Below are 19,934 nucleotides of genomic sequence, written 5' to 3' on the forward strand. Positions count from 1 at the left end.
CGACGCTCAGGTTGCTGGGCTTGGCGGACTGGCAGCCGAGCACCGTGAGGGTGCTACCGCCGCCGCCACCGCCGCCACCGCCGGTGGGGGTCTCCAGGGACTGCAGGTCGAGAAGGACCATGGGATTGCCTCACTTCTTTTGGGAACCGATATCGGAGAAACCGGGTTGCCTAGTGGCAGAGGACGACGCTCAGGTTGCTGGGCTTGGCGGACTGGCAGCCGAGCACCGTGAGGGTGCTGCCACCACCGCCACCGCCGTGACCACCGGTGGGGGCCTCCAGGGACTGCAGGTCGAGAAGAACCATGTCGTTACACCTCCTTCTGTGTGTCGTGACGGGGGCCAAACCGCCCGGCGGATCCGTGCGCGGACACCCCTTACGGGGCGTTCGTGCCGCCGGGCGGCTCGATGAAGGGGAGGAACACCGGCCGGTCGTGCAGCACGGCGCTCATCGCGAACAGGACTCCGGCCGTACCGGTCGCGAAGTCCATCGAAAGCCTGAGCAGCTGGTTGCCGGGGAAGGCCAGCCCGCCGCCGTGGGGCAGCGCGTGCCAGTCCAGCCCGCGGAGCTGCTCGGCCAGGTCTGTGTGGCCTGTGTGGTCGGCCCGTTGCTCGGGTCCCAGGCCCCAGCCGAGGCCGCCGATCATGCCGCTCCGGCCGGTGAACAGGCCGGACTGCACGAAGTAGCGCCCCCGGGTGACGCGCCGGCAGCCGTCGAGCGCGGCGCGGAAGTCCTCGTCCTCGCGGTGGGCCAGGTAGCGGGCGAGGACCAGGCCGATGCCCACCGACCCCTCGTCCAGGTAGGGCAGCGTGCGCCAGCCCTGGTCGACCTGGAGGGTCCCGTCCTCGCCGGTGACGCAGCGCCGCAGGTCCTGCCGGAGCGCCACGGCCGCCCTGTCGAGCATCGACGCGTCGCCGGTGCGCTCGTAGGCGTGCAGGAAGAGGAGAGCGGGCCCGGAGGAGCCGTACATCAGCCCGGCGCGGGGGTGGCTGCCGCCGCTGACCTCCGGTACGTCGTCGGGTCCGCCCAGCCTGTCGGAGCAGATGCCGGTGATCTGCAGTGCCACCTCGGTGAAGGTCCGCTCGCCGGTGGTCCCGCCAAGGTGGAGGAGGTTCAGGCCCATGCCGGCCAGGCCGCCGAACAGCCCGAGCTCCTGCGATTCCCACTCCTGGCGCAGGCACAGGTCGGCGGTGTCGATCGCGTCCTGGCGGTGCCCGAGCAGGTCGAGGACGTAGGCCACGCCGTGCAGGCCGTCGTAGAACCCGATCCCCGTCCCCGGGTCGGGGGCGAGCGCCTTCGCGCGCAGCCAGTCCTCGTACTCGGGGCGGCGCTCGGCCCCGGTCGCGGCCAGCGCGTAGAGCACGCCCGCCGCGCCGTACGCGAGGTTGACGCCCCCGCCGGGCTGGAACTGGGCGACGTCGCCGGGGAAGAGCCGGTCCTCGCGCTCGGGGGTGGCGCTCGCCAGGATGGCCCTGGTCATCGCCTCCCTGAGCCGGGGCCAGTCGTCGAGCCCCGGCTTCGGGTACGGGGTGGCCGCCTTGGGTTCGGGACCCGTGACGGTCAGGACCGCCTCGTCGAGCACCTCGCGCGGCACGGGGAAGGTCTCGCCGATCAGCCTGGCCAGGTCGGTCACCTTGGCGCGGTCGAGCGGCAGCATGATCGTGAGCTGGGGGGCGAACAGCCCGAGGCAGAGGCAGGCGAGGGCGTACAGGTCGACGTCGACACCCTGCCGGTCGGCCGGCGCGCCGAACGCCGGGTGGGCGAGCGCCGCGCGGCCCCGGTCCTCGGTGAGGGTCGCCACCTCGTAGTCGATCAGTGCCAGGCGGCCGTCCTCGGTCACGAGGATGTTGTTCGGGTGCAGGTCGCCGAAGACCACCCCGCGCTCGTGCAGGGACTCCACCGCCCGGCGCACCTTGGGGAGCGTGTCGAGCACCCAGGCGGTGTACTCGGCGAGGGCCTCGTCGTCGCAGGTCGCCCTGGTCAGCGGGTACCTGTGCACGAGCTGCCGCTGGAGCGGGTTGCCGTCGACGAACTCCTCGACCAGGAAGTGGTGCCCGCCCAGCGTGAAGTAGTCGATCAGCGCGGGCACCGCGTCCAGCCCGGCCAGGCGCTCCAGCATGTCGCGCTCATGCGCCAGCCGCGCCACCGCGTCCCGGCCGGCGGCGTCCAGGCCGGCGTGCGGGCGGGCCTCCTTCAGCACGACCCGCTCCCCGGTGCGCAGGTCCTCACCCAGATAGACGCCGCCGCCGTTGGAGAACTGCATGACGCTCTCGACCCGGTACGGCAGGCCCTCGGTGGTGACCGCGTTGCGGGCGGCCACGTGGGATTCGAGGAAGGCGGGCAGCGTCACCCAGGACGGCACGCCGAACGCGGGCTCCCGCACGTCGGGGACGAGCCGCCCCTCTCCGTCCTCGATGGCCAGCACCAGCTCGCCGTTGTCGGCCAGGCAGCGCCGCCCGGCGAAGCCGCCGTACCGCACGAAGAGCGGGCCCTGGCCGTAGCGGAGGTCGCTGAGGATGTACGGGCCCTCGACGCCCCTGAGCAGCTCGTCGAGCTCCTTGAGCGTGAGCTCCAGCTGCGCCTCGTCCACCGGGTAGATCGTCACGAGCTTCCCGCTGGCGCCACGGGGGGCGGCCTTGGAGTTCAGCATGGTCATGACCGGCAGGCTGCGCAGGAACTTGAACGCGATGTCGCGGGGGACGCAGTAGTCCCAGACCGCCTCTATGGCGCGGTCGGCGTCCTCGGCGCGGGCCGAGACGTGGATCTTCCAGCCCTGGGCGGGGGTGCGGCCGGCGAGCGGCGCGTAGTGCATCCAGGTGTCGGTCGCCTGGTGCTGCCAGCTCTCCGGGACATCCCGGGCAGCGAGCGCGAAATCGGGGTGATCTCCCCGGCGGCCGTCAAGCGTGTCATAAAAAAGCGGGTCCGCCAGGCAATAAAGCTCATACTGGTCATCCACGGCATTCTCCCCTGCTGTCTTCCATAAGAGAGAATTACGGATAACCCGAGAAACCACTAGTTACAAACTGAACCACTCGTATATGCGAAACTCACAACGCCAACCGTGACGGTGTGCGTTACCTGCGCTTTCGTGCCGGACATGAAGGTTATTCGGAAAAATTATCAGGAACCTCGGCGATCAGGGTGAACCACCCATCCGTACCGCCGACCACCCAAACCGTGCCACCCAGCTCACCTGCCCGGTGGTCCAGGTTGTCCACTCCGCTGCCGGTGGAGGGGGTCTCCCGCCGGGGGGCTCCGTCGTTGACGACGGTGAGGCGCAGCCGGCCGTCGTGCTCGACCAACTCGATCGCGCACCGCTTCACCTGGCTGTGCCGCAGCATGTTCGTCACGCCCTCGCGGACCACGGCGCCCAGTGTGGCGCTCACGGCCTCGGGAAGCTCGTCCACGTCCACCCGGACCGAGCAGTAGGCCCCGAAGCCCTCCATCAGGGCCCTGGCCCGCGCGGCCTCGCCGGGGAACGACAGCCGGCGGCGGGCCTCCGACACGTTCCGCACGGCGTGCGCGGCCTGCCGCACCGCCCGCAGCACCTCTTCCAGGTCCTCGCGCAGGCGCGCGTCGCCGTTCGCCCTCCGGTGGGCGAGCTCTCCCCTGATGGACGCGAGCCAGAGCCAGTGCCCCACGATGTCGTGCATGTCGCGGGCGAACCCCTCGTACGCCCTGGTGAGCGCCTTCTCCCGCTCGGCGCGAAGCCGCCTGAGCCGCAGGACGAGCACGAGCGTCACGCCCAGCGAGGCCAGCAGGACACCCGCCCCGGCCGCTCCTGCGAGGTAAGCGGGGTGGTACATGGAACGCCTCTCGCAGGAGAAATGATATTCTCAATAATAGACTCAAAAAAGTCGTTATATGTCAATAAAGAGGCGCGGCTTCGTGGCCTGATGCGGAAGGTCAAGGGGTGCCGCAAAGTCAGCACGAAATATCGTGATTGGCGCGTCTAATACTGTTGCCGTGAATCGTGACCGTTTTGTTGCGGGGTCTCTGGCCGGTGGTGGCGGCGGTCGCGGGACCTGACGCGACGGCGGTGCGGTGGCGGTGTGATGACGACGTGATGGCGGTGTGATAACGGCTTATCCGGCCTCTTCGGCGCCTCCGGCGCGAGAGCCGGCGGGCGGCGAATCGGCCGGGGCCTTTCAGCCGGAGCCTTTCCCGGCAGGCCCGAGTTCTCGGCAGGCCTGGGTTCTCGACAGGCTTGAGTTCTCGGCAGGCCCGAGTCCCCGACAAGCCCGAGTTTCCGGCAAGCCGGGGTTTCCGACGGGCCCGAGCCTCGAACAAGGCCGAGCTCCGAACGGGCCTCAGGTAAGCCCGGGCCTCAGATGAGCCTGAGCGCCGAGGGCAGCAGCAGGTAGGCCCCGGCCACCAGGCACGCGCCCGCCACCACCAGGAACAGGAACACCCAGAACCCGCCGGGCAGGAAGGTGAGCCTGGCGAGCTGGTCGGCGTCGGAGTCGGGCGCCTGGTGGCGGCGCCGCTTGCGCTGGAGCTCCACGATCGGCCGTACGCCTCCCAGCAGCAGGAACCACACGGCCAGGTAGGCCAGGACGGCGTCCATGTCGGGCGCCGCGTACCAGGTGAAGGCGAAGATGGCGCCCCCGGTGGCGAGCAGGCTCACCACGCCGAACAGGTTGCGGATCATCAGCAGCATGCAGAACAGCAGCCCGATCACGAGCGTGATCAGCACCGCCACGTAGCCGGAGGCGGTCAGCCACGCCCCGCCCAGCCCCAGCAGGGACGGGGTGACGTATCCGGCGGCGGCGGTCAGGATCATGCCGAACCCGCGAGGCTTTCCCCTGGTCAGGGTCACGCCGGAGGTGTCGGAGTGCAGTCGGATGCCCTCCAGCTTGCGCCGGGTGAGCAGCGCCACCAGCGCGTGCCCGCCCTCGTGGGCGATGGTGATCAGCCCCCGCGACAGCTGCCACGAGGTGGACCACGACACCACGCCCAGCGCGACCAGGGCGGACAGCAGCACGACCCACAGGGGCGGCCCGGAACGGGTCGTGGTCAGGGTCACCCAGAGGTCGGACAACGCTCGTTTCTCCTTCGCGGTGTGAGAGCAAAGCGTCCCACGACTGCCGGTGTGCTGGCGATAAAGTCGAAACCGTGCCGAACAGGATTCCGGAACTCGCGGACGCGGGCGTCCCCGCCTGGTGGCGAGGGCTGGGCCTGCCCGGTCTGGCGGACGTGCACGTCCACTTCCTGCCAGAGCGGATGGAACGCCGAGTCTGGCACCATTTCGAGCACGGCAGCCCCCTGATGGGGAAAGGGTGGCCGATCCACTACCGGTCGCCCCCGGAGGAGCGGATCGCCAGGCTGCGGGCACTCGGCGTGAAGGTCTTCCCCGCGCTGGCCTACGCGCACCGGCCGGGCATGGCCGGGAGCCTCAACGAATGGACGCTCGACTTCGCCGCCCGTACCCCGGGATGTCTTCCCTCGGCCACCTTCTACCCCGAACCTGGAGCCCTCGGCTACGTCCGGGACGCGCTCGGCCGAGGGGCGCGGATCTTCAAGGTCCACCTCCAGGTCGGCGACTTCGACCCCCGGTTCAAGGAGATCGACGACGTGTGGGGGCTGCTTGCCGAGCGGGGCGTGCCCGTCGTCGTGCACGCCAGCTCGATCCCGCTGCCCGGCCGCCACACGGGGCCGGGGCCGATCGGCGGGGTGCTGGACCGCCACCCGGCCCTGCCGGTGATCGTCGCGCACCTCGGCATGCCGGAGTACGACGCGTTCTTCGAGATGGCCGAGACCTTCCCGAACGTACGGCTCGACACCACGATGACCTTCACCGACTTCGCCGAGCGCGGCATGCCGTTCCCGGCGCGGCTCCTGCCGCGCCTGCGCGACCTCGGCCTGGCCGGAAAGGTCCTGCTCGGCAGCGACTTCCCGAACATCCCGCACCCGTACGCCCACCAGCTCCACGCGCTCGACCGGCTCGGCCTCGGCGACGAGTGGCTCCGCGCGGTGTGCTGGCACAACGCGGACAATCTCCTCGACCTGTCCGCGCACTACACTCGGTCCGCAGGACATTGATGACCGGGAGAAACTCGTGAACGATCGGAACGCCGAGCTCATCAAGACGTTCTACGACGCCTTCGCGCGCCGCGACGCCGACGCGATGGAGCTCTGCTACCACCCCGACGTCACCTTCGGTGACCCCGTCTTCCAGGACCTCGAAGGGCGCGACCGGGTGATGGGCATGTGGCGGATGCTGCTCGGCCGCAGCGCCGACCTCACCGTGACCGTCCGCGACGTCACCGCCCGCCCGCACGAGGGCACGGCGCACTGGACCGCCCGTTACACCTTCGGCAAGACGGGCAGGAAGGTCGTCAACGAGATCGACGCCCTCTTCCGTTTCGAGGACGGCCTGATCGTCCGCCACCACGACGACTTCGACCTCAGGCGCTGGTCCAAGATGGCGATGGGCCGGCCGGTCGGCATCGTCCTCGGCTGGACCCCGATGCTGAGGGCGAGGATCCGTACCACCGCGATGCGGTCGCTGCAGGAGTTCATGAGCGCCCGATGAAGTCCATGAGCGCCCGATGAGGAGAGACGTGTGACCGACCGGCGGATGCGGGGCCTGCGGAGCCTGGTGCGCGGGCGTCCCGGCACCGGCAGGGAGTCTCCCGAGCGGTCGATGGACCCCAGATACGCCGGTGACGGGCGGCCGGTCCCGCCCCGCTCGCGCGTCATCGACAACGCGATCTACGTCAACGGCCATCGCGCCGCCACCCCGGAGTCGCTGCCCGAGGCCTTCGAACGGCTGAAGAACACTCCCGACAGCATGGCCTGGATCGGCTTCTACCGGCCAGAGGACGGCGTCATCCTCAACGTCGCCGAGGAGTTCGACCTGCACGAGCTCGCGGTCGAGGACGCCATCGTCGCCCACCAGCGGCCCAAGGCCGACCGCTACGGCGACACCCTGTTCGTGGTCCTCCGCCCGGCCCGCTATCTCGACGAGGCCGAGGAGGTCGACTTCGGCGAGCTGCACGTCTTCGTCGGCCCGAACTTCGTGATCACCGTACGGCACAGCGAGGCGCCCGACCTGTCCCAGGTCCGCCGCCGCATGCAGCACGACCCCGAACTGCTCGGCCAGGGCCCGCAGGCGGTGCTCTACGCCATCCTCGACGCGGTCGTGGACGGCTACGCCCCCGTGGTCGCCGGGCTGCAGAACGACATCGACGAGATCGAGGTCCAGGTCTTCGGCAACGAGCCGGGCGTCTCCCGCCGCATCTACGAGCTGTCGCGCGAGGTGATCGAGTTCCAGCGGGCCACCCAGCCGCTCCTCGGCATGATCGAGGGCTTCATCGCGGGGGCCGCCAAGTACGGGGTGGACCAGGAGCTGCAGAGATACCTGCGGGACGTGGCCGACCACGCGATCACCGTCGCCGAGCGGGTGAGCGGCTTCCGCCAGATGCTCCACGACATCCTCGTGGTCAACTCGACCATGGTCGCCCAGGCCCAGAACGAGCACATGACCAACCTCACCGAGGCGAGCAACGCCCAGAACGAGGAGGTCAAGCGGATCTCCGCCTGGGCCGCGATCCTGTTCGCCCCCACCCTCGTCGGCACCATCTACGGCATGAACTTCGACGTGATGCCCGAGATCCACTGGCGGTGGGGCTACCCCTTCGCCGTCCTGCTCATGGCGGGCGTCTGCCTCACCCTCTATCTGGTGTTCAAACGCCGCGACTGGCTCTGACGCGGGCCCCGGACCACCGGCCCGGGGCCACCGACGAGGATCAGCCGAGCTTGGCCGGAATCAGATCCAGCTTGCCTTCCATGGAGTCCATCCGCCCTTCGAAGGAGTCCATCCGGGTGTCCGTCTTCACCTCAAGGCCGTCGACCTTGGCGTCAAGGTCGTCCACCTTGGTCTCCGGGCCGTCCACCTTGACGGAGAGGGCGGGGAGGTCCTCCTTGGTGGCCATCCTGTTCATGATCTCTTCGAACATCGGCGCGGTGCGGGTCATGACCTCCTCGCGGATGATCTTGGGGAGATCGTTCAGGGTCTCCTTGATGTCCGCCAGGTCCTCGCCGGTCCCGAAGGCCCAGGCCTCCAGGTCCACCACGCGCTGAACGGTGCTCTTGAACGCCACGCCGGGCATGGGCTACCTCCTGCTGCTCGGGGGAATGGAGGGTTGGGCCACCGGCAGGCCGGGGCCACGGCCCGTGACGGCGTGCGACCAATCGAACACGTTCCGATGGAGAGGTGAGACCGATTCCGGGATTCCGGACCGAGGGGCGGGTCAGCCGAGCAGCTTGCGGGCGGCCGCCTCGATCTCGGCCTCCGACAGCAGCACGTGCCTGGCCGCCTCGCCCAGCGGGATGAAGCTGTCGGAGGAGGTCACCCGGGCGATCCTGCCGGTGAAACCCGCGTCGAGCAGCTCGGCGACGATGCTCTCCGAGACACCCCCGGTGCGGCGGGTCTCGTCGGCGATCAGCACCTTGCCGGTCAGCTCGGCGGCCCGCATCAGATCCTCCACCGGGAGGGGGGAGAGCCAGCGCAGGTCCAGGACCCGGCAGCCGTGCCCCTCGGCGGTGAGCCGCACCGCGGCGCGCAGGCTCATCCGCAGGCCGTTGCCGAAGGTCACGATGGTCAGGTCTCGGCCGTCGCCGTAACTGCGGGCCCGCCCGATCGGGATGTGCGTCTCCGCCCATCGGGCCGGGGGGGCGTACGGGGCGAGCCAGCCGTTGTCGCCCTCCTCGAACATGTCGCGGGTGTTGTACAGGGCGATGGGTTCGAGGAAGACGCAGACGCTGCCGTCGACGCGGGCGGCGGCGAGGCAGGTGCGCAGCATCGAGACGGCGTCGTCGGGCCGGGCTGGGGAGGCCACGAGCAGGCCCGGGATGTCGCGCAGCGCGGCGACGGAGTTGTCGTTGTGGAAGTGGCCGCCGAAGCCCTTCTGGTAGGCGTAGGAGGCGACGCGCACCACCATCGGGTTGCGGAAGGCCCCCTGGGAGAAGAACTGGAGCGTCGCGGCCTCGCCCCGGATCTGGTCCAGGGCGTTGTGCAGGTACGCCAGATACTGGATCTCGGGCACCGGCAGCAGGCCGGAGACCCCGGAACCGAGCGCGAGGCCGAGCACGGACTGCTCGTCCAGGTGGGTGTCGAACACCCGGCCGGGGCCGAAGCGTTTCTGCAGGCCGCGCGTGATGCCGTAGACGCCGCCCTTGCGGGCCACGTCCTCGCCGAAGACCAGCGTGTCGGGGTGGGCGGCGAGGGAGTCGGCGAGGGTGCGGTTGACGGACTGGGAGAAGGTGAGCGGGCCCTCCTGCTCCGGGAGCCTGCCGGCGAAGGCCCTCGCCCTGACGTCCGGCGTCGCTACCCGGGCGCTGGCGGCGGCGACGGCGGCGGGGGTGCGCGGGGCCAGCGGCTCCACGATGTCGAAGGCGGAGACCAGCCGTGGCCGCCGGGAGCTCTCCATCGCCATCTTCAGCAGGTGCTCGCGCGTCGTCTCGTACCGGAGCAGCAGCTCGTCGGGGGTGGTGAGGCCGGCCTCGACGAGCAGCCTGGCGGTCGCCACGAGCGGGTCGCGCGCCAGGTCGGCGTCGATCTCCCGCTTGGTCCGGTAGGACAGCTCCACGTCCGAGCCCGCGTGGCCCATCAGCCGGACGGTGCCGAGGCGCAGCAGGGCGGGGGCGCGGTGCTCGCGGACGTGGTCGGCGGCGGCCAGCGCCACGTCGTGGACGTCGGCGAGATCGCAGCCGTCGGCCTCGAAATACCTCATCAGGGGGTGGCGGGCCGCGCTGACCCAGCCGTCGGGGGTGCGCACGCTGATGCCCAGCCCGTTGTCCTCGCAGACGAACAGGATCGGCAGCGGCAGCTTCTGGTACGAGCCGTAGGCGGCCGTGTTGAGGCCCGACAGGGCGCTGGCGTGGTTCATCGAGGCGTCGCCGAAGCTGCACGTCGCGATCGCGTCGGCGGGCCACGGCCCCGGCAGGCCGAGCTGGCGGGCGCGCTCGATCGCGAAGGCCACGCCCACCGCGCGGGGCAGGTGGCTGGAGATCGTGGAGGTCTGCGGGATCACCGCCAGGTCGGGGTGGCCGAAGACCTTGTGCCGCCCGCCCGCCATCGGCTCCTCGACCGAGGCGGTCAGGCCGAGCAGCACGTCGCGCAGCCCCTCCTCGGGCAGCCGTCCCGCCATCGCCGACCGGGTCAGGTAGAAGGCGCCGGACCGGTAGTGCAGGAGGGCGGGGTCGGTGGCGCGCAGCGCGGCGGCGACCGCGGCGTTGCCCTCGTGCCCGGCCGAGCCGATGGTGTAGAAGCCCTCGCCCTGCTCGCGCAGCCAGCGGGCGGTGACGTCCAGCAGCCTGCTGCCGAGCTGGAACTCGAACAGCTCGCTGCAGCGGGCGCCCGTCAGGGTCGTGCCCTCCCGCACGGGCAGGCCGGGATCGCGCGGCGCCCCCGGGGAAAGGGCGGTCACGGCCTCGGTGAAATGGGTCTCAACAGTGTCGCGCGCCACAGCCCGATTATGTCCCCCGTGGGCGGACGCCGTCCTCAACCTTGACATCTTTGATGTGTACGGGTTCGCGGGCCGATCGCGTTTAACCATTGTTCATGACGGCTTGTCAGGGCTGTTTTCGCCGGTCTGCCCGATGAATGAACCGGAACCCCCGCGCCGGGGCTGACCAGCAGAAGGGGCGGAAGCCTCGAATGGTCGGAGCGTATTCGTTTCCGGGTCCTGTGTTGCGATCCCCGGGCATCTCGCTTCCCTGTTGCCACAAGCCGTTCCTCCCGCTGACTTCCCGAAGAGGACGTCTTTGCCATCGGCGGATACTGCGGCTGCCAGCATCTTCGGAGTTCACGTCCATCACACCAGTCACATCGGTCACATCAGTGGAGGCGCACATGCTTGGAAAACTGATTCTCACCGGGGCGGTGGGGGCGGCCGTCATGCTGCCGGCCACGGCCCACGCCGCCGTGTCGTTTCCGGATACGGCGTCATCCGTCCCGGCGCTTTCCGGTGACACGCCGGTACCCGGGATACCGGCCCCCGCCGCACCGGCCACCTGGGGCGCATCGGCGCCCGGAGGCGCACCGGTGCCGGGGGCCGCACCGATGTCCGCGCTGTCACCCTCGGCCGCGACGCCGCCCCCGCCTCCGGTGCCAGGGACCGCTCCGGCGGCCGCGGTGCCCGGGACCCCGCCGCCGCTCGACGGCTCGGTGCCGCCGGGCGCCGTCCCGCCTGGCACCGTCTCGCCCGGTACCCCTCCGCCGTCCGACGGCGTCCCGCCCGGCGCCACCCCGCCCGGTACCACCCCGCCGTCCGACGGCGTCCCGCCCGGCGCCACCCCGCCCGGTACCACCCCGCCGTCCGATGGCGTCCCGCCGGGCACCGTCCCGCCGGGTACCACCCCGCCCGGTACCACCCCGCCCGGAGCCGTCCCGCCGCCCGGCACCACTCCGCCGTCCGACGTCGTGCCGCCCGTGACCGTGCCGCCCGAGGTCGTGCCGCCAGTGGCCGTCGCCCCGGTCGTGCCGACGCCGGTGATCTTCGCCGCGCCGGGCACCCCGCTCGCGGTCACGTCGGCCGTCGCCGCCTGGGCGAGCACGCTCTGCACGCCGGCCGGCGTCGTGACGGTGGCAGGCTCCTGTCTGTGACCGGCTCGTGCCTGTGACCGGCTCGTGCCTGTGGGCGGCTCGTGCCTGTGGGCGGCTCATGCCTGTGGGCGGCTCGCGCCCATGAGCGGTTCGCGCCCATGAGGGGCTTGCACCCATGAAAGGCTTGCACCCATGAGTGGCTCGTGTCCGTGACCGGCTCGTGCCGGTGACCGGCGATCCATGCCCGTGATCGCCCCGTACCGACGACCCGCCGGTGACCGTGCCGGCGACACGACCGGTGCCGGTGACCGGCCGCCGTGCCGCTCCGGCGGCCCGTGCGGCCCGGGTTCCGGCCCCGGCCTGTCATGAGCGCCCTCCCGCCGCCCCCGGGCGGGAGCAGGCGTCCTCGCCGATACGGGCCTTTGCCGAGACGAGCCGCAAAACACGAAGAGTCTTGTAATTGCGCACCCTTCCCGGCGGGCGGATCGGAGAAGGATGGAAAGGAGTGACGGGGAACGGGGAGAGGAGCCGTGATGCCGGTACAGGACGACGGGCGGCCGGTGGTCGTCGGATACGACGGCTCGGCGGAGAGCCGGCTGGCCCTGCGGTGGGCCGTCGAGGAGGCCCGCCTGAGATTTCTCCCGCTGCTCGTCTGCCACGCCTGGCAGTGGCCCTACCCCAGGCTCTCCCTCGCCCCCGAGACCACCGAGGTCGTACGCCGCATGGGCAGGCGCGTCCTCGACAACGGGCTGACGGCGGCGCGCGAACTGGCGCCCAGGGTGCCGGTGCGCGGGCAGCTGGTGGAGGGGACCCCGGCCGCGGCCCTGGTGGGCCTGTCGGGCGCCGCGGAGCTGATCGCGATCGGCCCGCGCGGCGCGGGCGGTCCCGACGAGCTGCGGATCGGCTCGACCGTCGAGGTCGCCGCGCACGCCCGCTGCCCGGTGGCCGTCGTCAGGCGATCCGGCCACCCGCGCGCCGGCCGGGTGGCGATCGCGGCGGAGAACGCGGGCCCCGACTCGGCGGAGCTGGGCATCGCCTTCGAGGAGGCGATGCTGCGCAGGTCGGAGCTGCTGGTCATCTGCCTCTGTCCCGAGAACACCCGCGACATCAGGCAGGCGGCCGTCCGCTTCAACACCGACGTCGCGGTGTGGGAGGAGAAGTATCCCGCGGTCGAGGTGGAGAGCCTGGTCGAGACGCGGCCGCACGTCGAGGTGCTGCGCCACGCGGCCGGCCGGTCCGACCTGCTGGTGGTCGCCGACCGGGAGCGCGACGACCCGATGGATCCCGCCATCGGCCCGGTCTGCCAGGTGATGCTGCGCGAGGCGCCGTGCACGGTCGTGGTGACCCCCTCGCAGGCGTGGCACTCGTCCCCGCGGCGGAAGCGCCTCGTCAGGAGTTAGCGATCCTTAACCTTGGGTGCCCTGGGTGGCGGCCAGCGCCGCACGGGCCATGCCGCGCAGCAGCTCGGCCATCGCCGCGGGCGGCAGCTCGCCCGCGCTGTGCGGGGTGGAGTTGAGCAGCCCGAAGACGGCGTGGGTCGCGGCGCGCAGCCCGGCCTGCGGGCGTCCCGGGTAGAGCTCGCTCAGCACGGTGACCCACTCCTCGACGTACAGCCGCTGGAGCCGGCGGATCCGCCGCCGGGCGGGCTCGGGGACGTTGCCCAGCTCCCTGTCGTGCACGGTGATCAGCGCCGGATGGCCGAGCGCGAACTCGATCTGGCAGCCGAGCAGGGCGTCCAGTGCCTGTTCGGCGTCGGCGGCCTCGGTCACGCGGCGCGCGCCCGAGGTGTGCAGGCGCTCGCTGACGTCCAGCAGCATCTCCGCGAGCAGGGCCTCCTTGCCGCTGAAGTGCCGGTAGAGGGCCGGGCCCGAGGTGCCGACCGCGCTGCCGATGTCCTCGATCGAGACGCCGTGGAAGCCGCGCGCGGCGAACAGCTCCGCCGCGGCGTCCAGGATCTCCACGCGTCGTGAGCCGCGGTTGCGTGCGGAAGGCTGAACAGTCGTCACCCCTCGCATGGTAGACGGTAACGTTAATAATGACTAACATCTGCGGTGGAGTTGACGACCGGTGACCCAGCGGCGAAGCCGGACGGATCAGACAGGCGCGGATCAGACAGGCCGGGCAGGCCGGACGGGGAGGCTCGGATGAGTGGCTGGCCGGTGCTGCGCAGCGCCTGCGACCCGGGGGGCGAGGGTTTCAAGCGCAACGCCGAGGTCAACGAGCGCCTCGTCGCCGATCTCGGTGAGCGCGTCGCCGTGGCGGGCCTGGGCGGCCCGGAGAGGTCGCGGGCCCGGCACGTCTCCCGGGGCAAGCTGCTGCCCCGCGACCGCGTCGACTCCCTCCTCGACCCGGGCTCGCGCTTCCTGGAGCTCTCCCAGCTGGCCGCCAACGGGATGTACGGCGACGCCGCCCCCGCCGCCGGGATCATCACCGGGGTGGGCCGCGTCTCGGGGCGCGAGTGCGTGGTCGTCGCCAACGACGCCACCGTCAAGGGCGGCACCTACTACCCGATCACCGTCAAGAAGCACCTGCGGGCCCAGGAGGTCGCCCTCCACAACAACCTGCCGTGCGTCTACCTCGTCGACTCGGGGGGCGCGTTCCTGCCCAGGCAGGACGAGGTCTTCCCCGACCGCGAGCACTTCGGCCGGATCTTCTACAACCAGGCGACCATGTCGGCGCGCGGCATCCCGCAGATCGCCGCGGTCCTCGGCTCCTGCACGGCGGGCGGCGCGTACGTCCCGGCGATGAGCGACGAGGCGGTGATCGTCCGCAACCAGGGCACGATCTTCCTCGGCGGCCCGCCGCTGGTGAAGGCCGCCACCGGCGAGGAGGTGAGCGCCGAGGAGCTGGGCGGCGGCGACCTGCACGCCCGTGTCAGCGGCGTCACCGACCACCTCGCCGACGACGACCGCCACGCGCTGCGGATCGTCCGCGACATCGTCTCCACCCTCGCGCCGCGCACGCCCTCCCCCTGGGAGCGCGTGCCCTCCGAGGAGCCCGCGCACGACCCCCGCGACCTGTACGGCATCGTCCCCGCCGACACCCGCACGCCGTACGACGTCCGCGAGCTCATCGCCAGGATCGTCGACGGCAGCAGGTTCGGCGAGTTCAAGGCCGAGTACGGCGCCACGCTCGTCACCGGGTTCGCCCACCTCCACGGCCACCCCGTCGGGATCGTCGCCAACAACGGCATCCTGTTCGGCGAGTCGGCCCTCAAGGGCGCCCACTTCATCGAGCTGTGCGACCGGCGCGACATCCCGCTGGTGTTCCTGCAGAACATCAGCGGCTTCATGGTCGGCAGGGCGTACGAGGCGGGCGGCATCGCCAAGCACGGCGCGAAGATGGTCACCGCCGTCGCCTGCGCCCGGGTGCCCAAGTTCACCGTGGTCGTCGGCGGCTCGTTCGGGGCGGGCAACTACGCGATGGCCGGGCGCGCCTACTCGCCCCGGTTCCTGTGGATGTGGCCGGGAGCGCGCATCTCGGTGATGGGCGGCGAGCAGGCCGCCAACGTCCTGTCCACGGTGGGCGACGCCGACCCCGACGCCATCCGCGCGCAGTACGAGGAGCAGGGCAACCCCTACTACTCCACCGCCCGCCTCTGGGACGACGGGGTCATCGACCCCCTCGACACCCGCACCGTCCTGGGCCTGGCCCTGTCCGCCTCGGCCAACGCCCCCCTCGAACCCGTCGGCTACGGCGTCTTCCGGATGTGACCGCACCCATGACCCTCTCACCGCCACCCCGTCGGATGTTCGACACCGTCCTCGTCGCCAACCGCGGCGAGATCGCCCTGCGGATCACCCGCACCCTCAGGAGGCTGGGCATCCGCTCCGTCGCCGTCCACAGCGACGCCGACGCCGGGGCGCGGCACGTCCGCGAGGCCGACGTCGCGGTGCGGCTCCCCGGCGGCTACCTCGACGCCGACGGCATCCTCGCCGCCGCCGAGGCGACCGGCGCCCAGGCGGTGCACCCCGGATACGGCTTCCTCGCCGAGAACGCGGCCTTCGCCCGGCGCTGCGCGGAGGCCGGGCTCGTCTTCGTCGGCCCGCCGCCGGAGGCCGTGGAGGCGATGGGCGACAAGATCCGCGCCAAGGCCACCGTCTCCGCGGCCGGCGTCCCCGTCGTCCCCGGCGGCGCCGAGCCCGGCGACGACCTGGCCGAGGCGGCCGTACGGGTCGGCTTCCCCGCGCTGATCAAGCCCTCGGCGGGCGGCGGTGGCAAGGGCATGGTGCTCGTGCGCTCCGAGGCGGAGCTGCCCGAGGCACTGGCCTCCGCCCGGCGCACGGCCGCCGCCGCGTTCGGCGACGCGACCCTGCTGATCGAGCGGTTCGTGGAGAACCCCCGGCACATCGAGATCCAGGTGATGGCCGACGCGTACGGCGGCGTCATCCACCTGGGCGAGCGCGAGTGCAGCCTCCAGCGCCGGCACCAGAAGATCGTCGAGGAGGCGCCGTCCCCGCTGCTCGACGCCGAGGCCAGGGCCGCGATGGGCGCGGCCGCGGTCGAGGCCGCCAGGTCCGTCGGCTACACCGGCGCCGGGACGGTCGAGTTCATCGTCCAGGGCGAGACCGGCGACTACTACTTCATGGAGATGAACACCCGCCTGCAGGTCGAGCACCCCGTCACCGAGCTGGTCACCGGCCTGGACCTGGTCGAGCTCCAGCTCAGGGTCGCCGCCGGGGAGCCCCTCCCGCTCACCCAGGACGAGGTGCGCCTCGACGGTCACGCCGTCGAGGCCCGCGTCTACGCCGAAGACCCCTCCAGGGGCTTCCTGCCGACCGGCGGCCGGGTCCTCGCGCTGCGCGAGCCGCCGGGGGTGCGGGTCGACTCCGGCCTGATGGCCGGGGGAGTGGTCGGCAGCGACTACGACCCGATGCTGTCGAAGGTGATCGCCTGGGGTCCCGACCGGGCGTCGGCCCTGCGGCGGCTCGGCGGCGCGCTCGCGGCCACGGCGGTGCTCGGGGTGCCCACCAACATCGCCTTCCTGCGGGCCTTGATCGGCCACCCGGCCGTGGTCGCCGGAGACCTCGACACCGGCCTTGTCGAGCGTCACCTCGGCGAGCTGGTCTCCCAGGAGGGTGTTCCCGCCGACGTCCTGGCCGCCGCCGCCCTGGTCCTGCACCGCGAGCACGTCCCGTCCGGGGCGGCCGATCCGTGGGACGTCCCCGACGGCTGGCGGCTGGGCGAGGCGGCCTGGACCGTCTACCGGCTGGAGACCCGCGACGGTGTCTCCGAGCTCAGGGTCCGCGGCCTGCCCGCCTCGGGGGCCGAGGTCCGCCTGCCCGGGGCCGGCGCCGTACGGGCGCTGCTGGCCGACGAGGGCGGCGACGTGCTCGTCACCCTCGGCGGGACCGCGAGGCGCTACGCCGTCGCCAGGGACGGCGACGGCGGCGACACCGTCTGGCTCGGCCGCGACGGCGACGCCTGGGCGCTCACCCGCCGCCACCTGGGCGACCCCGGCGACCGTACCGGCGCGGGCGGCCCGGGGGACGGGCAGGTCCGCAGCCCGATGCCGGGCACCGTCCTCGTGGTGAAGGCGAGCCAGGGGGAGCGGGTCGCCGAGGGGCAGCCGCTGCTCATCGTGGAGGCGATGAAGATGGAGCACACCGTGACCGCGCCGATCGGCGGGGTCGTCACCGAGCTGCGGGTCCGGGCCGGCCAGGCGGTCGCGATGGACGCCGTGCTCGCCGTGGTCCTCGGGGAGGAGCCGTCATGACGCGCGAGCCGTTGAGGAGGGCGTGATGCGCGAGCCGCAGCGGGTCCGGGCGGCGGGGCTGCCCGAACGGGTCACGATCTACGAGGTCGGGCCGCGCGACGGGCTGCAGAACGAGGCCGCGGTGGTCCCCGTCGAGGTCAAGGCCGAGTTCGTCGCCCGGCTGGCCGCCGCGGGGCACCGCGTGATCGAGGCCACCAGCTTCGTGCACCCTAAATGGGTGCCCCAGCTCGCCGACGCCGCGGAGCTGCTGACGGTGATGGAACGGGTGCCCGGGGTGCGCTACCCGGTCCTCGTCCCCAACGAGCGCGGCCTCGACCGCGCGCTCGAACACGGCGTCGAGGAGATCGCGATCTTCGCCAGCGCCACCGAGACCTTCGCGGGCCGCAACCTCAACCGGACGCTGGAATCGCAGTTCGAGATGTTCGAGCCGGTCGTCGCGCGGGCGCTGGCGCACGGCCTGAAGGTCAGGGCGTACGTCTCGATGTGCTTCGGCGACCCGTGGGAGGGCCCGACGCCGGTCGCCCAGGTCGTCTCCGTCGGGCGCGGGCTCCTCGACCTGGGCTGCTTCGAACTGTCGCTCGGCGACACCATCGGCGTCGGCACCCCCGGCCACGTCGCCGCGCTGATCGAGGCCTTCGGCGGCCCCGCCCGGCTCGCGGTGCACTTCCACGACACCTACGGCCAGGCCCTGGCCAACACCCTCACCGCCCTGCGTGAGGGGGTGACCGTCGTCGACGCCTCCACCGGCGGCATCGGCGGCTGCCCGTACGCCGAGAGCGCCACCGGCAACCTCGCCACCGAGGACCTGGTCTGGATGCTGCACGGCCTCGGCGTCGAGACCGGGCTGGACCTCCCCTCGCTGGTGGAGACCAGCACCTGGCTCGCCGCGAGGCTCGGCCGCCCCAGCCCGTCGCGGGTCGTTCAGGCCCTGGGCGAGAACCCGTCCCGCACCACCGCAGCGAACGTCGAGGAGTGACCATGCCCAAGCTGACCGAGGAGTACGAGGAGCTTCGCAAGACCGTCGAGGCGTTCGCCCGTGACGTGGTGGCCCCGGTGATCGGGGACCTCTACGAGCGCGAGCAGTTCCCCTACGACATCGTGCGGCAGATGGGCGCGATGGGCCTGTTCGGGCTGCCGATCCCCGAGGAGCACGGCGGCATGGGCGGCGACTACTTCGCGCTCTGCCTCGCCCTGGAGGAGCTGGCCAGGGTCGACTCCAGCGTGTCGATCACCGTCGAGGCCGCGGTGTCGCTGGGCGCGATGCCGATCTACCGGTTCGGCACGCCCGAGCAGCGCGCCGAGTGGCTGCCCCGGCTGACGTCGGGCGAGATGCTCGGCGCCTTCGGCCTCACCGAGCCCGGCGGCGGCTCCGACGTGCCCGGCGGCATGCGGACCACCGCCGTGCTGGACGGCGACGAGTGGGTGATCAACGGCACGAAGGCGTTCATCACCAACTCCGGCACCGACATCACCGGCGTCATCGGCGTCGCCGCGATCACCGGCGAGCGGGCCGGGGGCAAGAAGGAGATCTCCACCATCCTGGTGCCGTCCGGCACCCCGGGCCTCACCGTGTCGAAGAAGTACTCCAAGGTGGGCTGGAACTGCTCCGACACCCGCGAACTCTCCTTCGACGGCTGCCGCGTCCCGTCCGGGAACCTGCTCGGCGAGCGCGGGCGCGGCTACGCGCAGTTCCTGCAGACCCTCGACGAGGGCCGCGTCGCCATCGCCGCCCTGTCGACCGGCCTGGCCCAGGGCTGCGTGGACGAGTCGCTGCGCTACGTCCGCGAGCGCCACGCCTTCGGCCACCCTATCGGCCACTACCAGGCCATCCAGTTCAAGATCGCCGACATGGAGGTACGCACCCACACCGCCCGCCTGGCCTACCACCACGCGGCCGAGAAGATGCTCGCGGGTGAGCCGTTCAAGAAGGAGGCCGCCATCGCCAAGCTCGTCGCCGGCGACGCCGCCATGGACAACGCCCGCGACGCCACCCAGATCTTCGGCGGGTACGGGTTCATGAACGAGTACCCGGTCGGCCGCTTCTACCGCGACGCCAAGATCCTGGAGATCGGCGAGGGCACGAGCGAGGTCCAGCGGATGCTGATCGCCCGGGAGCTGGGGCTCTCCGGCCTCTGACCTGCTTAAATCCCGCTCGCATCGAAGGCCATCCAGTGGTTTGACTATCAACCGATGATCTTTCGGTGAGAGCTCAGTTCTGTCTCAGTCATGTCCGACCGCGAGACGAAGATGGCTGTGCGCTTGTCGATCGCCGAAGCCGGTGACGCCTGCGGTGGTGTGGCGGCCGGGTGATCCGCTGGTGTGCGGGCTCTGCCGGGCGTTGACGCGGTCGGCTTTGCTGGAGGTGGGCATGCTGGCGTCGAAGACGGCGAGGGAGGTCGATGGTCATCAGCCGCCGTAGAAGTGGTCGCGCCTGTCGGAGTCGAGGCCGAAGCCTGCGGTGTCGCCGATGGCGGAGATGCTGGGTGACCTGGTGGGGATCTCCTGGTGTTCGAGGATGGGCATCGCCGCGCTGTGCGGTGGCTTGCTCGGTCGGCATTGGGCCGGGGCGCTGATGTGGGGTCGCGGTCGGTGTCGTATCTAGTGGATCACCTGGAAGACGGAGCTGAGACTAGCAAAGAGGCCAGCGATTGAGTACAAGGGGGACCAC

General features: G+C 71.6%; 17 protein-coding genes. 9 read left to right on the top strand and 8 right to left on the bottom strand.

Annotation, left to right across the window (positions count from 1 at the left end):
• The 5 genes from ACSC1Q_RS03840 to ACSC1Q_RS03860 all read right to left on the bottom strand — a co-directional run.
• On the bottom strand, positions 1 to 121 hold a 121-nt coding region (locus ACSC1Q_RS03840; RefSeq protein WP_436757863.1), incomplete at its 3' end, for a SapB/AmfS family lanthipeptide.
• Positions 122 to 170: 49 nt separating this feature from the next.
• Complete coding sequence (locus tag ACSC1Q_RS03845) at positions 171 to 305, bottom strand: SapB/AmfS family lanthipeptide (protein ID WP_436757246.1); 135 nt, start codon at positions 303 to 305, stop codon at positions 171 to 173.
• A gap of 70 nt (positions 306 to 375) precedes the next feature.
• Complete coding sequence (gene lanKC / locus ACSC1Q_RS03850; RefSeq protein WP_436757247.1) at positions 376 to 2,955, bottom strand: class III lanthionine synthetase LanKC; 2,580 nt, start codon at positions 2,953 to 2,955, stop codon at positions 376 to 378.
• Between the two features lie 148 nt (positions 2,956 to 3,103).
• Positions 3,104 to 3,805 (bottom strand): sensor histidine kinase, encoded by a 702-nt coding sequence (locus ACSC1Q_RS03855; RefSeq protein WP_436757248.1) that lies wholly within the window; start codon positions 3,803 to 3,805, stop codon positions 3,104 to 3,106.
• Between the two features lie 521 nt (positions 3,806 to 4,326).
• Positions 4,327 to 5,040 carry a M50 family metallopeptidase gene (locus ACSC1Q_RS03860; RefSeq protein ID WP_436757249.1) on the bottom strand — a complete coding sequence of 238 codons (714 nt, stop codon included), beginning with the start codon at positions 5,038 to 5,040 and terminating at the stop codon, positions 4,327 to 4,329.
• Between the two features lie 74 nt (positions 5,041 to 5,114).
• Here ACSC1Q_RS03860 and ACSC1Q_RS03865 point away from each other — a divergent pair, with 74 nt between their 5' ends.
• Genes ACSC1Q_RS03865 through ACSC1Q_RS03875 form a run of 3 tightly spaced genes read left to right on the top strand, consistent with a single transcriptional unit; the run spans position 5,115 to position 7,710 of the window.
• On the top strand, positions 5,115 to 6,041 hold the full coding sequence (locus tag ACSC1Q_RS03865) for an amidohydrolase family protein (RefSeq protein ID WP_436757250.1): 927 nt from the start codon (positions 5,115 to 5,117) through the stop codon (positions 6,039 to 6,041).
• A gap of 16 nt (positions 6,042 to 6,057) precedes the next feature.
• Positions 6,058 to 6,534: a nuclear transport factor 2 family protein gene (locus ACSC1Q_RS03870; protein ID WP_436757251.1), complete on the top strand. Its 477-nt coding sequence runs from the start codon at positions 6,058 to 6,060 to the stop codon at positions 6,532 to 6,534.
• Between the two features lie 30 nt (positions 6,535 to 6,564).
• Entirely contained in the window at positions 6,565 to 7,710 is a 1,146-nt protein-coding gene (locus ACSC1Q_RS03875) for a magnesium and cobalt transport protein CorA (protein WP_436757252.1), read from the top strand.
• Between the two features lie 40 nt (positions 7,711 to 7,750).
• Here the strand turns inward: ACSC1Q_RS03875 and ACSC1Q_RS03880 are convergent, their stop codons facing one another.
• Together ACSC1Q_RS03880 and ACSC1Q_RS03885 are read right to left on the bottom strand one after the other, a co-directional pair.
• Positions 7,751 to 8,113 carry a hypothetical protein gene (locus tag ACSC1Q_RS03880; protein WP_436757253.1) on the bottom strand — a complete coding sequence of 121 codons (363 nt, stop codon included), beginning with the start codon at positions 8,111 to 8,113 and terminating at the stop codon, positions 7,751 to 7,753.
• Between the two features lie 141 nt (positions 8,114 to 8,254).
• The gene (locus ACSC1Q_RS03885; RefSeq protein WP_436757254.1) at positions 8,255 to 10,471 is read right to left on the bottom strand and encodes a thiamine pyrophosphate-dependent enzyme; all 2,217 of its coding nucleotides are present in this window, start codon (positions 10,469 to 10,471) and stop codon (positions 8,255 to 8,257) included.
• 596 nt (positions 10,472 to 11,067) lie between these two features.
• On the opposite strand from ACSC1Q_RS03885, the gene ACSC1Q_RS03890 reads away from it, so the two are divergent.
• Positions 11,068 to 11,610 (top strand): hypothetical protein, encoded by a 543-nt coding sequence (locus ACSC1Q_RS03890; RefSeq protein ID WP_436757255.1) that lies wholly within the window; start codon positions 11,068 to 11,070, stop codon positions 11,608 to 11,610.
• Between the two features lie 473 nt (positions 11,611 to 12,083).
• Positions 12,084 to 12,950 (top strand): universal stress protein, encoded by an 867-nt coding sequence (locus tag ACSC1Q_RS03895; protein WP_436757256.1) that lies wholly within the window; start codon positions 12,084 to 12,086, stop codon positions 12,948 to 12,950.
• A gap of 6 nt (positions 12,951 to 12,956) precedes the next feature.
• Here ACSC1Q_RS03895 and ACSC1Q_RS03900 read toward each other — a convergent pair whose 3' ends face one another.
• Complete coding sequence (locus tag ACSC1Q_RS03900; RefSeq protein ID WP_436757257.1) at positions 12,957 to 13,565, bottom strand: SACE_7040 family transcriptional regulator; 609 nt, start codon at positions 13,563 to 13,565, stop codon at positions 12,957 to 12,959.
• A gap of 129 nt (positions 13,566 to 13,694) precedes the next feature.
• On the opposite strand from ACSC1Q_RS03900, the gene ACSC1Q_RS03905 reads away from it, so the two are divergent.
• Genes ACSC1Q_RS03905 through ACSC1Q_RS03920 form a run of 4 tightly spaced genes read left to right on the top strand, consistent with a single transcriptional unit; the run spans position 13,695 to position 19,402 of the window.
• Positions 13,695 to 15,263 carry a carboxyl transferase domain-containing protein gene (locus ACSC1Q_RS03905; protein ID WP_436757258.1) on the top strand — a complete coding sequence of 523 codons (1,569 nt, stop codon included), beginning with the start codon at positions 13,695 to 13,697 and terminating at the stop codon, positions 15,261 to 15,263.
• Positions 15,264 to 15,298: 35 nt separating this feature from the next.
• Positions 15,299 to 17,266, top strand: coding sequence for an acetyl/propionyl/methylcrotonyl-CoA carboxylase subunit alpha (locus ACSC1Q_RS03910; RefSeq protein WP_436757259.1), 1,968 nt, complete (start codon positions 15,299 to 15,301; stop codon positions 17,264 to 17,266).
• Between the two features lie 25 nt (positions 17,267 to 17,291).
• A complete protein-coding gene (locus tag ACSC1Q_RS03915; RefSeq protein WP_436757260.1) occupies positions 17,292 to 18,242 on the top strand; it encodes a hydroxymethylglutaryl-CoA lyase in 951 nt (316 codons plus the stop codon).
• Between the two features lie 2 nt (positions 18,243 to 18,244).
• Positions 18,245 to 19,402, top strand: a complete 1,158-nt coding sequence (locus tag ACSC1Q_RS03920; RefSeq protein WP_436757261.1) for an acyl-CoA dehydrogenase family protein — start codon at positions 18,245 to 18,247, stop codon at positions 19,400 to 19,402.
• The last annotated feature ends 532 nt before the right edge of the window (positions 19,403 to 19,934 follow it).

It is taken from the genome of Streptosporangium heterodermiicola (assembly GCF_051390675.1).
In the GTDB taxonomy this organism is placed as follows: domain Bacteria; phylum Actinomycetota; class Actinomycetes; order Streptosporangiales; family Streptosporangiaceae; genus Streptosporangium.

Bases quoted from the DNA above. Each gene is read 5' to 3' on its own strand.
- ACSC1Q_RS03915 (WP_436757260.1), top strand. From the start codon at position 17,292: ATGCGCGAGCCGCAGCGGGTCCGGGCGGCGGGGCTGCCCGAACGGGTC.
- ACSC1Q_RS03905 (WP_436757258.1), top strand. From the start codon at position 13,695: ATGAGTGGCTGGCCGGTGCTGCGCAGCGCCTGCGACCCGGGGGGCGAG.
- ACSC1Q_RS03920 (WP_436757261.1), top strand. From the start codon at position 18,245: ATGCCCAAGCTGACCGAGGAGTACGAGGAGCTTCGCAAGACCGTCGAG.
- ACSC1Q_RS03880 (WP_436757253.1), bottom strand. From the start codon at position 8,113: ATGCCCGGCGTGGCGTTCAAGAGCACCGTTCAGCGCGTGGTGGACCTG.
- ACSC1Q_RS03855 (WP_436757248.1), bottom strand. From the start codon at position 3,805: ATGTACCACCCCGCTTACCTCGCAGGAGCGGCCGGGGCGGGTGTCCTG.
- ACSC1Q_RS03900 (WP_436757257.1), bottom strand. From the start codon at position 13,565: ATGCGAGGGGTGACGACTGTTCAGCCTTCCGCACGCAACCGCGGCTCA.
- ACSC1Q_RS03845 (WP_436757246.1), bottom strand. From the start codon at position 305: ATGGTTCTTCTCGACCTGCAGTCCCTGGAGGCCCCCACCGGTGGTCAC.
- ACSC1Q_RS03895 (WP_436757256.1), top strand. From the start codon at position 12,084: ATGCCGGTACAGGACGACGGGCGGCCGGTGGTCGTCGGATACGACGGC.
- ACSC1Q_RS03890 (WP_436757255.1), top strand. From the start codon at position 11,068: ATGTCCGCGCTGTCACCCTCGGCCGCGACGCCGCCCCCGCCTCCGGTG.
- ACSC1Q_RS03910 (WP_436757259.1), top strand. From the start codon at position 15,299: ATGTTCGACACCGTCCTCGTCGCCAACCGCGGCGAGATCGCCCTGCGG.